The organism is Bacillus methanolicus PB1 (assembly GCF_000262755.1).
GTDB classification, from domain to species: domain Bacteria; phylum Bacillota; class Bacilli; order Bacillales; family Cytobacillaceae; genus Bacillus_Z; species Bacillus_Z methanolicus.
Window position 1 is genome coordinate 1 of the sequence record NZ_AFEU01000002.1, and the last position, 12,287, is coordinate 12,287.

The window sequence follows — 12,287 nt, forward strand, 5'->3', positions numbered from 1 at the left end:
CATAATCAAAAAAGAAGCCTATCTTGTGATAAGCTTCTCTTTTACACATTCATTGTATATCTCCATTAGTTCCCTGTCATCCATTGCAAAGACTTCCTCTTCTGTTAAACTTTTCATTGAATCAAGGACTATTTTTTCTTTCTGGAACCGTTCGATATCACTTAAGAAATAATGTTTTAATACTAGCATTTAGCTCTCCCTCTCTTTGTTACTCTATTTCTATTTTCGTCTGCTGCGAAAATTTTTAAACCATAAGCTATTTTTTCAGAAGATATTTTTGCCCATCTTCGATCTTTAAGCTTCTTAAAGCGTAACAATCAAAGGTCCATTATTTGTGATGATGATTGTATGTTCAATTTGAGCGACAAAACTTTTGTCTTTTGTAATATATGTCCAGCCGTCCCCTTTCTCAATCACTTCTTCGGCACCTGTTGAAATAAAAGGTTCGAATGCGATGACCATGCCTTCTTTTAGCAATTCTTTATCCCAGGAGTCATAATAATTTAAGATATGGTCCGGGGATTCGTGCAAACTTAAACCAATTCCATGCCCGGTTAGGTTTTTGATTACGGTAAAACCATGTTGTCTGGCGGTTTGATAAACAGCTTTTCCAATACCGCTTTTTCTTGAAGCCGCTTTGATTTTATTTAATCCTGCATCAAAGGCTTTTTTTGCAACTTCGCAAAGGTTAAATAAAACCGAATCTCCTTTTCCAACCACAAAAGATAACCCGGTATCTGCAAAATAGCCATTCTTGGAGCCGGAAACATCAATATTTACTAAGTCCCCCTCTTGAATGATACGCTGCCCGGGAATCCCATGTGCAACTTCTTCATTAACGCTTATACAAGTAAAGCCCGGAAAGTCATATTGACCTTTCGGCCCTGAAACTGCTCCAAATTTCTCAAAAAGCTTTCCTGCAAAATGATCCAATTCTTTTGTTGTAATACCGGGCTTTGTTTTTTGAATCATTTCATCCCGTATTGTTGCGACAATTTTTCCTATCTCTTGCAGCCCTTTAAGATCTTCTTCCGTTTTTACTATCACAACTAATAATCCTCCTGCATCTATTTATCAACATATTTTAAAATAAACAAATAAGTTCTATGTATATCCCTTGTAAAACGATAAATTTCGCTTTGTAATCACTGTTTTATTATTATACCTGTTTTTTAGTACACTGCTAAGAAAATTCTAAATACTTTTTCACATAATTAAGTTTTGCTCAAAAGGCTATCCATCACTCAACATTAATTGCATGAATTTCAAACGATCATCATAAAAATAATGATGGGAACACTCATCTGCGGAGGGAGCTGATAAATTGTATCCTTATTATTATCGTGTTAATAACTGGACACAAGTTTTAGGTTTGCTAAATCAAAGTTTATATGCGGAAGAAATGGTATGTGCTATGAGCAGTGAGCTGTACCATATTCCAGCAACAAAAGATTTAAAAGGAAATAGTGAAATGCATGATCATTTAATCCCTGCTTCCTATCATCGGGTTAGCGCAGCAGGTTCAGCCCAAAGGTTAGCAAATGGAGAGCAACGGAAATCCATTATAGACACACTTGTCACATGTATAAAAAATGCTGAGAACCAGGATAAAAAAGTACGTGATGGTTTAAAAGTAATGGAACAAAATGCGGCTCCTGAATTTAAACCATTCATGAAACTGATTATGAAGTGGCAGCAACAAGCTGAATCTACTTTAAATCAAGCAAAAGTAACTTTGCAGTCTATGGGTATTTCTTCTGCAAACGAAAGCGGGCAGCAGAGCGAGGAAGTAAATTTTTATTAGGTTGGTTCTGCCGGCCTTTTTCTTTTTTTAAAAAAATTAGTTATTTCTAAGCTTAATGCCGAAAGCCGCTCCCTTTTTGTGCTGTTTTGTATTTTTGCAACTTTATATTGTTTCAAAAAAAGAAGCCCATGAAGGCTTCTCTAAAAACGGTGCAGCGATCCGGCATTTTATTTTTTTAATCGATACGGCACCGTCGTGACTATCACATTTTTTTGATAAAGAAGGTATAACCTCAAAAGTAATCCTGATTGATTATGCAATATATCGTGCCATCTTTTCTTTGTGATGAACTGAGGTATTAACACTGTTAAGGTGTGATTGTTTTCTTCGGCTTTTTCCTCGACTAAATCAATAAATCGGGCAAGTGGTTTCATTACACTTCGGTATTGGGAATACAGGGTTACAAGGCGAATATCGGGCTTCCATTCCTTCCACTTTTCCTCCATCCGTTTTTCGCTTTTACGGTCAAAGGCGACATAAACAGCAATTACTGTATCCCCGATCAAGCGGGCGTAGTTCAATGAATTTTCAACCACTTTTGTAATCCCTGCAACCGGAACAATCACAACATTACCTTCCAGCTTCAAAGGTTCCTCATTTTGATTAATCCTGAGCTGTTCTCCTACAGCTTCGTAATGGCTTTTAATTCGATGAAACAAAAATACAATGACCGGTAAGAAAACAAGCACTGACCAAACTTGAGAAAATTTCGTCGTAAAGAAAATAATCACGACAGTTAAGGTAATAAGGGCACCAATTAAATTTACGGTCAGCTTATATACCCATCCTGTCGGCTTCTCTCTCACCCATTTGACAATCATGCCTGTTTGCGAAAGAGTGAAAGGTATAAAGACCCCAACTGCGTACAACGGAATGAGGTGTTCTACTTCCCCTCTAAAAGCAACAATAAGGATAATGGACGCGATGCCCAGGGTGATAATTCCATTGGAATAGCCAAGCCTGTCTCCGCGAATTAAAAACATTCTCGGTATATATTTATCAGAAGCCAGGTTGACGGCCAGCAGCGGGAAAGCAGAGAAACCTGTATTTGCTGCGAGAACTAAAATAAGAGCCGTAGTTCCTTGAATAAAATAATAGAAAAGATTTCTTCCAAAGACTTCAGATGCAATTTGAGAGACAACGGTTTCTTCAGCTTTCGGTGCAATTCCCAGCCAATAAGCGAGAAACGTAATGCCCGAGAAAAGAATTGCCAGGATAACACCCATCATGGCTAATGTATTGGCTGCATTTTTTGCTGCAGGTTCTTTAAAGTTTGGGACCGCATTCGAAATAGCTTCTACTCCAGTAAGGGCCGAACAACCGGATGAAAATGCTCTTAGCAGCAAAAATAAGCTAATCCCGGGAACAACTGTGCCGATAGGTGTATGCAAATCCGCCGGCCCTTGACCAGTGAGTATTTTCCATGTTCCCACACCTATTAAAAGTACTAATGCGAATACAAATAAATAAACGGGATAAGCGAGAACAGAGGCAGATTCCGTAACACCCCTGAGGTTTAAAATCGTTATAAAAACAACTAATAAACAAGCGATTACTACCTTAAAATCGTGTAATCCCGGAAACGCAGATGTTATGGCATCCGTTCCGGCTGAAACGCTTACGGATACTGTTAAGATGTAATCTACTAACAACGAACCTCCGGCAATGAGCCCGGGATTTTCCCCAAGATTGCTCCTGGAAACGATGTAGGCGCCGCCCCCGTACGGATAAGCATAAATAATTTGCCGGTAAGATAAAATCAAAGCAGTTAAGAGAACTAATACGCCTATCGCAATTGGAATGGAATACCAAAATGCAGCAACACTTATTGTCGCTAAGACAATTAAAATTTGTTCAGTGCCATATGCAACTGAAGAAAGGGCGTCTGACGACAAAACGGCAAGAGCCTTTAATTTATTTAGCTTCTGTTCTCCTAATTCACTTGTTTTGAGAGGTTTCCCAATAAGAACCTTTTTGACCATTGAAAAACGCATAGCAACACTCCTGTTTAACAAACCGAATTTTGAATAAGTATGTAATTAGTATGGAGACGCATCGCTCAATTAATGAGTACAATAATATGGTATTTTACTTATTTTTATTCCGTTTAAGTTGAATAGGGAAAAGCGGAAAAGGTATGTATTGAATTATTAATTTCACTCAGCAAAATATACCCCTGAAAAAGCTTTTTGTAAAGTAAAAATTTTATATAAATTATTTACGGCAGAAACATTTTAAAAGCAATACAACTGATTTTTTAGCTTTCAAAAAAAAAAAGAGGCTGAGCCATAAGTGCCTTGCTCCCTTAAGCAGTTGGGGCTGTCTCATAAGGGTCTGACCCTTAGGCTTTTGAGACAGCCCCAACTAAGGGTGCCTGGCACTTATTTTTCGGTCAGCGTTCATAAAATTTTGAGATGCGGTCCAATTATTTCATCCAATCCGGCCAGACGTAACCTTCGTACTTTTCGTTTTCCTCATTTAATTTCTTAAATTCTTCTGATTTATAAGCTTCTATAATGTCTTTGACGAATTGGGCGCCTTTATCTTTCCCTCTGACGGTTACTCCAATCATATAATGCGGCGGAGTTTTTTCCAATACGACGGCATCTTTCAACTTTAACCCCGAAGAAATGGCGAAGTTTCCATTAATAAAAGAGTAATCGACATCTTCAAGCGCTCTTGGAAGCTGCGCCGGTTCTAGCGGCTTAATGACGATCTTTTTATTATACTTGGCAATGTCTTTTTCAGACGCTTTTGTCGGATCAACTCCTTCTTTTAAAGTGATCCAGCCAAGCTGCTGAAGCATGATAAGGGCGCGAGCCTGGTTTACCGGGTCGTTGGATGTCGCTACAGTCGTTCCTTCCTCGACCTCGTCTATCGATTTATGCTTTTTGGAGTAGATTCCAATTGGAGCTGTCGGAACTTTGATCACCTCGACGATATCCAAGTTTCTTGATTTGGCAAACTCCTTCATATAAAGCTCGTTTTGAAACACGTTTGCATCAATCGACCCTTTATCAAGGGCGATGTTCGGCTGAACATAATCGTTAAACTCGACGACTTCGACCTTGTATCCTTTTTTCTCGAGGTAAGGCTTAATGCCCTCGGTTACCTGATCGCTGTATGGCCCTGCTGTAGCACCGATTTTAATCTCCTTTTTCTCTGAACCATTTGCCTCTTGGTCCGAGCCCGAGCATGCTGTTAAAGCCATAGAAAACAATAGCGCGACTGCAAAAAATACTATTTTATAAGCTCTCATTTGTTTTCCTCCTTTTTCAATTGAACATCATGTTTTTTATAATGGTTTAGCACCGGATATTCCACTTCAAATCGATTAATTACTTTATTTTATTGAAAATGTTGCAATGCATGTTTTGCAAGCAAAGAAATAACTGCATCATCCATCGGCGGATTGTGAAGCCCTGTCCTGACATCTCTGTAAAAACGCTGAAGCGGGTTGGATTTTTGCAGGCTTCTTGCCCCTACAATTCTCATCGCTAAATCAACCACCTTATTGGCGCTGTTGACTGCTATATGTTTGGCTGCTGCCAGTTCTCCGGCCATTCCATCACGTTTGCCGGGTTCTGTATCCCATCGTTGTGCCACAGAGTAAAGAACGTGTCTTGCTTTTAATAGCTCCAAATCCATTTCGCCAATTTTCCTTTGCACTTCTGGAACATTTTTAATTGGGCTTTGAAGACTGTTCGGCTGATATTCTGCCGCGAACGAAACCGCATAATTTCTTGCCGCTATCGCAACTCCGAGATAGCAGGCCGGAATATGAAGCAGCCACGCCCTTGGGGTATTAACATTGGGATTATCCAATTGATCCAATTCAACAAGCGCCTCCTCCGGCAGCTCGACTTGATCAAGCACAAGGTCATCGCTCCTCGTACCGCGCATCCCGAGCATATCCCAGTTTTCTTCCACACTGACTCCTTTAAGCCGATGATCAACCAAAAAGGAGCCGACCTCACCTGATTCTTCGATCGTTGCTGTTACAAGCGAATAATCAAGGGCAACTGCCATTGACGTAAACCACTTTCTTCCTGTGATGATCCACTTGCCATTCTTTTTAACTGCGGTCGTTTGCGGTTTGCCGCCTCTCGTTGGACTTCCTGTTGCAATCTCTGTCGCCGCGCGGTTAATCAACACCTTGTTTTGCACAATTTCGCGGCAAATCCGTTCAAACTTGGCGCTTTCCCATGTCTGTCTTTCTCTGAGGTCGTAAATAACCCCAACGTGCCAGCCAATACATAAAGCTGTCGATGCATCGCCCTGGGCGATCCGTTCCTGAAGCAGGAGAAATTCGTAAAGCGAAATCTCTTTGCCTCCATATTTTTCAGGAACAGAAAGAGAAACGTATGAGGAGTCTTTCAGTTCCTGAAAGTTTTCAAACGGAAACCTTCCCTTTTCATCGATTTCTGCCGCCCTCGTTTGAAAACGGTCTGCAAGCGCCGCTGCCTGACGAAAAAGCGCTGCCTGGCGGTCATTTTGAATAAACGGCTTTGACAATTCTTCTGATAGATCAATTTGTTTATGTTCATTAGCCAATATACTCAATTCCCTTCCCCTTTCGGTAATTTCCCTTAGCGCTTCACTGTTTTTCAAGGTTGAAATATCACCCGGCGACTCGCCGAGATACGATGATTTGATGACCCTTCTGGCAATTTTCCCGCTCTGAGTAAATGGAAGCTCTGAAACGATATGGACTTTATCCGGCTTCAAAGCTTTCCCGAGAGAACGTTCTGCTAAAGCTTGCAATTCCTGTTCCAATTCAGGATGTAAATCCTCACGTTTGTGTAAAACGGCAAAAACAACAGGAACTTCTCCTTTTACCGGGTGCGGGATTCCGACCGCTGCCGCTTCCTTTACCGCTTCATGAGCCGAGACCGCTGCCTCGATTTCTGAGGGGCCGATCCGTTTCCCGGCCACCTTGATTGTGTCGTCAGAACGTCCAAGCAAATACCAGAATCCATGGCGGTCCACTGCGGCAAAATCACCGTGCGACCAAGTTCCTTCCCACTTGGACCAATAGGCTTCTAAATAGCGCTTATCATCGTTCCAGAATGATTTCGTCATTCCTACAAACGGAGCAGTAATGGTTAAATCCCCGACTGTTTGGTTTACTTTTTCTCCACGGTCATTGACGACAACAGCAGCCATTCCCGGTATTGGCCCATGGAATCCGCATGGTTTCAGTGGAAAAATTGGAAAAGTACCCAATATTCCTCCAGACACTTCTGTTCCGCCTGAATAATTAACAATCGGACACCGCCCATTGCCGACATTTTCTAAAAACCAGTACCAAGCCTTCGGATCCCACGGTTCCCCTGTCGAACCAAGAATACGCAAAGATGGAAGAGTTGGCGCGCCAACATTTTTTGCCATCAGTGATCGGATGAGAGTAGGAGATATCCCAAAGATCGAAACTTGATGGCGGTCAATTAATTCCCATAACCGCCCCTCATGGGGAAAATCCGGGCTTCCTTCATAGAGGATAACCGCTGCGCCATGCACTGCGGCACCGAGCAGCAGCCACGGTCCCATCATCCAGCCAAAGTCTGTCAGCCAAAATATGCGGTCCGTTCTTTTTAAATCGAAACAAAAATACAAATCGAGCGCGCTCTTTAACGGAAATCCTGTATGCGTATGAACGGTTCCTTTCGGCCGTCCGGTCGTACCGGATGTATACAAAATCATGAAAGGATGATCAGAATCGACGAATTCGTTCTCTGTTGCCCGGGATAAATGATTTTTAATTAAGTCCCCATACCATATATCTTTACTCGGATTAATGGCAATTTTCCGGTTTAAGCGGTTCACAATAATCACTCGCTGCACCGATGGAGCCAGCTGAATGGCCCTGTCAGCTTCCTCCTTCATCTTGACCTCCTTTCCACGGCGGTAAAATCCGTCGGCTGTGATCAATACTTTTGCTTCACCGTCATTCAGCCTTGACGCGACGGCATCAGCCCCGTATCCTGAAAACACTGGTATGACAACCGCACCAATTTTTGCACAGGCAAATAAAGAGATTGGCACTTCCGGAATGGGCGGAAGGTAAATTCCGATGCGGTCTCCCTTAGAAACTCCAAGGGATTTAAGGGCAGCTGCAAACTCATTTACTTTTTCGTTTAGTTCTTTGTAGGTATAAGATATCGAGCAGCCATCTTCTCCTTCCCAGATCAGTGCAATCTTGTTTCCTCTTCCAAGGCTGATCTGTTTTTCAATGGTGTAATAATGAAGATTGGTTTTTCCCCCTGTAAACCATTTTGCGAATGCAATGCCTTTTTCAGTATTCAAAAGTTGTTCATACTGCTGATGCCATGGAATTTCAAGTTCTTCAAGTACGCTTTCATAAAACCATTCTAGGTTCTGTATCGACTTTCTGTGGAGTTCTTCGATGTTAGGGATATTGTGTTTGTTCATAAATAATTGGATGTTTGCATTTTCAGTGAGTGTTTTATCAGGATGCCATACCGGTTCTTGCTGGTTGAGGAAATCAAAAGTTTCTTGAATATTTGCTGTCATGCTACCACCTCTCCGGAACTTCTACTAGGACTGCTGTTCCCTGGCCGCCCCCGCCGCAAAGCGCCGCAATTCCCTTTCCGCCGCCGCGCCGTCTTAATTCATGAACAAGTGTTAACAGCAGCCGGAAACCGGTGCCTCCTAAAGGATGGCCGATGGCGATCGCTCCGCCGTTAACATTAACTTTTTCATAAGGAATCCGGAGTTTTTTGCAGCTGGCAATTGCCACACTGGCAAACGCTTCGTTAATTTCAAACAAGTCAATATCATCAACCTCAAGCCCCGTCTTCTCGAGGACTTTTTCAATTGCCTGAGCCGGTTTGAAATGGAGGCTCGTATCCGGACCCGCAATATCTGCCCAACCAATAATTCTTGCAAGCGGTGTGTATCCAAGTTTTTCAGCAAGCGTCTCACTTGCGACAATTCCGGCACTTGCTCCATCCGACATTTGCGATGCGTTTCCTGCTGTAATCGTTCCATCTTCTGTAAAAACGGGACGGAGTTTCGTTAATCCTTCAATAGTGGTGTTTGGACGAATGCCTTCATCTTCCTTTACCAATTCTTCATTCACGTATACAGGAGTGATTTCTTCCTGCAAACGGTTTTCTTTTAATGCTGAAAAGGCTCGTTGTTGTGAAAGGTATGCATATTCATCTTGTTCCTTTCGAGTGATTCCCAGTTCTTTGTTTTTCTTGTCAGTCAATACACCCATTGATTCATTTGAGAGGGAGCACCACAGGCCGTCATTGATTAATGTGTCCGTAAACTCTGCTTTTCCAAGAGGGACACTTTTTCGCAAGTTGGCTGTGTGTGGAGCGTTCGTCATCGAATCATAGCCTCCTACTATGTATAACTGCCCTTCCTGTAAAGCAATCCGGCGGGCAGCATCCGATACGGAAGCCAATCCGGCAAGACAAACATTATTAAGCGTAATGGCAGGTGCCGAAAGTTCCACTCCGGCCTCAACGGCCACTTTTCGTGCCGGATTTTGTCCTTCTCCGGCCTGAATTACTTGGGCAAGCAAAACTCCGTCAGCCTTTCTTGCTTCCGGAATGCGGCGAAGCAATTCCTTGACTGCAACGGTTCCCAGCTGTTTGGCTGTTACATCAGCCAGTTTTCCTCTAAATTTTCCAAATGGGGTGCGGACTCCTTCTAAAATTACGGTTGCCATATTTTCTTATCCTTTCCTGTTCAAATAATGGTTTGTAAAAATTGCCCCTGACAAAAGGGTTTTGCAATAATCCAAAAACCTTATCCAACGCAGAATTCTCATGGCACTAATATGAGCAATAAGAAAAGCCTCTTTCAATCTGAAAGAGGCTGCTTTTTTCCGATCTGTTTCACCTTATCTTTCAGAATGAAATTCTCATTCTGCAGGATTTGGCACCGTTCCATAAAGGAGGTTGCCGGACGTCATAGGGCCTGTTCCCTCGGTCACTCTTGATAAGACTTTATTTTATTTTTTAATTTTCTTGATAGTTTGAATATTAAAACCCGTTTGCGCTATTGTCAACCTTATTTTTTGCAAAATAAAAGTTAGAGAGCGTTTACATCATTGACACTGTAAGGAGAAAATTTTTTTCTTTTCTGCGTCAATTTTTCACGCCTTTTCAGTTAAGTGTGTGCTTTCGTTCCTTTTTGGCGATAACAGTAATAATCAAAATGGAGCGGAGGTTTAATATGCAAGGCATTTTTTTCATTAATGAGAGGAAAAGATTATTTGGCTTATCAATAAACGAAAGCATCCAACTGCAGAAAGAGGCACTTTTCGATTTTGCAGAAAATAAAAAAATACAAATGGTCAAGCTAAATCCCTATCAACTTTATGACCATTACACCATTCCGCATGCTCTTTTATATGATTTAAAGTTGAACAAACCCAATCTTGATTGCCTGGTAATGTACTCACTGGAAGTAATAGAAGATTTTATTCATTTTTATCCCGCCCGGTGGATTTTGCTAAAAAGTTATTTTAATGAAATATTAACTGCCAGGTCATGATCAAATTTTTATTAATCAGGAGGGTCAAAACCCCTCCCCTAAACATATAGACAAATTCTAAAAACCCATTCTATAATATTGTCATTGTCGGAAGGATCCAGACCATCTCCTTTTAATTTTCTGTCATTTTCTTAACCTTCTCGCGGACTTCTGCGATGTTTCGTACTTTGTTCTCCCAGCACTTTTGGCTCAAGTCAACCGGATATACCTCAGGATTCATCGTGCGTTTGTATTCGTCCCAAAGCAAAGCGAGGTTTTTCCGGACATACTCGCGTGACTCTTCAAGGCACGGCAGCTCATAAACAAGCTTGCCGTCTACGTAAATGTCTTCATGCAAATCTTTTGCGATAAAATTAGATACTGATTTGCTTATGTACCTATGGACCGGATGGAACATTTTCAGGTGGTCTTCCTGATGTGGATTCTCATCCTCCAACGCAATGTAGTCGCCCTCTGCTTTGTTGCTGACAGTATTAATGATTCGATAAACTTTTTTTAGTCCGGGTGTCGTGACTTTTTCAGGATTGGATGAAATTTTGATTGAATCAACCATGTTACCGTTTTCATCTTCGATAGCTACAAGCTTATAAACAGCTCCCAGAGCAGCTTGATCGTAGGCGGTAATCAACTTCGTGCCGATTCCCCAGCTGTTGATCTTCGCACCCTGGGACTTCAAGTTGCTGATCGTATATTCATCAAGATCGCTTGAAGCGACAATTTTTGTGTCATGAAAACCGGCTTCGTCAAGCATTTTGCGCGCTTCTTTTGATAGATAGGCAAGGTCGCCGCTGTCGAGGCGGATCGCTGTAAAATTAATTTTATCTCCAAGCTCTTTCGCCACACGAATTGCGTTCGGCACGCCTGAATGAAGCGTATCATACGTATCAACCAGGAAGACACAATCTTTATGAGCCTCCGCGTATTTAAGGAAGGCAGTATACTCATCTTTATATGCCTGCACCATAGAATGAGCAAGAGTTCCGGCAACAGGGATGCCAAACAATTTTCCGGCACGGACGTTGCTGGTTGAATTAAAGCCGGCAATATACGCCGCTCTTGTTCCCCATATCGCTGCGTCCATTTCCTGTGCTCGTCTCGTACCGAACTCCATTACTTCTTCATCTCCGACAACTTGCTTGATACGGGCAGCCTTTGTTGCAATCAGCGTTTGGTAGTTCACGATATTCAAGAGGGCCGTCTCAATCAGCTGCGCTTCTGCAAGCGGAGCATCAACCCTGAGAATCGGCTCATTCGCGAAAACCAATTCTCCTTCTTTCATGCAGCGGATGTTTCCAGTAAAGCGCAAGTCCTTTAAATAACTAAGAAAGTCCTCACTAAAACCGATTTCTTCCCGCAAATATTCAATATCGCTATCGGTAAAACGGAAATCTTGAATATATTGAATTATTCGCTCCAATCCGGCAAACACAGCATATCCGTTTCCAAACGGCTGTTTCCGAAAAAACATTTCAAATACCGCTTTCCTGTTATGAATGTTATCGCGCCAGTAAGCCTCAACCATATTAATCTGATAAAGATCGGTATGCAGCGTCAAGCTGTCATCCTTGTAAATCTGTTTCACTTTTTTCCCTCCAACCACTTTGTCCACATTGTCAAAATATTTCCTTTATCCAAACGAATTCGTCCCACAAAAGCATTCCCCTATTTATCCTGCATTGAATCTTATAAATGAAATATTTACCGGAATAGCAATTGCCTTCATTTCCCTTTATTATATGCTAAAAAACTTTATGAAAAAAACAATAGGTCTCTAACTCCAATAGAACTTCTTCAAACTATATCTACAATTTTTTAAAATAGGAAATTTTTAGAACTAGCGTTCGTAAAGTTATTTTAACATATTAAGAGTTTTTTTGTAATTAAAAATATTGCAAAAATACAAAAAAGTGCCATTCATTTCCCGCTTATCAGAGAGTTAGAGCAATAGGTG

Annotated in this window: 9 protein-coding genes, 1 pseudogene and 1 riboswitch; of the genes and pseudogenes, 2 read left to right on the forward strand and 8 right to left on the reverse strand. The window is 41.6% G+C overall.

The window, feature by feature from the left end:
• Nucleotides 1–18 precede the first annotated feature (18 nt).
• A complete protein-coding gene (locus PB1_RS17790) occupies nucleotides 19–189 on the reverse strand; it encodes a hypothetical protein (protein WP_003351160.1) in 171 nt (56 codons plus the stop codon).
• Between the two features lie 114 nt (nucleotides 190–303).
• Nucleotides 304–1,047, reverse strand: coding sequence for a type I methionyl aminopeptidase (gene map / locus PB1_RS05025; protein WP_003351161.1), 744 nt, complete (start codon nucleotides 1,045–1,047; stop codon nucleotides 304–306).
• Nucleotides 1,048–1,324: 277 nt separating this feature from the next.
• Between map and PB1_RS05030 the strand changes: the two genes are divergently transcribed.
• Nucleotides 1,325–1,804 (forward strand): hypothetical protein, encoded by a 480-nt coding sequence (locus PB1_RS05030; RefSeq protein WP_003351162.1) that lies wholly within the window; start codon nucleotides 1,325–1,327, stop codon nucleotides 1,802–1,804.
• 167 nt (nucleotides 1,805–1,971) lie between these two features.
• Here PB1_RS05030 and PB1_RS05035 read toward each other — a convergent pair whose 3' ends face one another.
• The 5 genes and pseudogenes from PB1_RS05035 to PB1_RS05055 form a co-directional block, all read right to left on the reverse strand.
• Nucleotides 1,972–3,798: an APC family permease gene (locus PB1_RS05035; RefSeq protein WP_003351164.1), complete on the reverse strand. Its 1,827-nt coding sequence runs from the start codon at nucleotides 3,796–3,798 to the stop codon at nucleotides 1,972–1,974.
• A 431-nt stretch (nucleotides 3,799–4,229) separates the two neighbouring features.
• Nucleotides 4,230–5,063, reverse strand: a complete 834-nt coding sequence (locus PB1_RS05040; RefSeq protein WP_003351165.1) for a MetQ/NlpA family ABC transporter substrate-binding protein — start codon at nucleotides 5,061–5,063, stop codon at nucleotides 4,230–4,232.
• Nucleotides 5,064–5,152: 89 nt separating this feature from the next.
• The gene (locus PB1_RS17880; protein WP_034645062.1) at nucleotides 5,153–6,367 is read right to left on the reverse strand and encodes an acyl-CoA dehydrogenase family protein; all 1,215 of its coding nucleotides are present in this window, start codon (nucleotides 6,365–6,367) and stop codon (nucleotides 5,153–5,155) included.
• A gap of 168 nt (nucleotides 6,368–6,535) precedes the next feature.
• A pseudogene (locus PB1_RS17390) lies at nucleotides 6,536–8,338 on the reverse strand (AMP-binding protein); the annotation flags it as partial.
• A 1-nt stretch (nucleotide 8,339) separates the two neighbouring features.
• On the reverse strand, nucleotides 8,340–9,506 hold the full coding sequence (locus PB1_RS05055; RefSeq protein ID WP_003351168.1) for an acetyl-CoA C-acyltransferase: 1,167 nt from the start codon (nucleotides 9,504–9,506) through the stop codon (nucleotides 8,340–8,342).
• Between the two features lie 171 nt (nucleotides 9,507–9,677).
• Nucleotides 9,678–9,785, reverse strand: a riboswitch (SAM riboswitch).
• Between the two features lie 230 nt (nucleotides 9,786–10,015).
• Here PB1_RS05055 and PB1_RS05060 point away from each other — a divergent pair.
• Nucleotides 10,016–10,336 (forward strand): hypothetical protein, encoded by a 321-nt coding sequence (locus tag PB1_RS05060; protein WP_003351169.1) that lies wholly within the window; start codon nucleotides 10,016–10,018, stop codon nucleotides 10,334–10,336.
• Between the two features lie 112 nt (nucleotides 10,337–10,448).
• Here the strand turns inward: PB1_RS05060 and PB1_RS05065 are convergent, their stop codons facing one another.
• Nucleotides 10,449–11,918: a nicotinate phosphoribosyltransferase gene (locus PB1_RS05065; RefSeq protein WP_003351170.1), complete on the reverse strand. Its 1,470-nt coding sequence runs from the start codon at nucleotides 11,916–11,918 to the stop codon at nucleotides 10,449–10,451.
• Nucleotides 11,919–12,287: the final 369 nt, after the last annotated feature.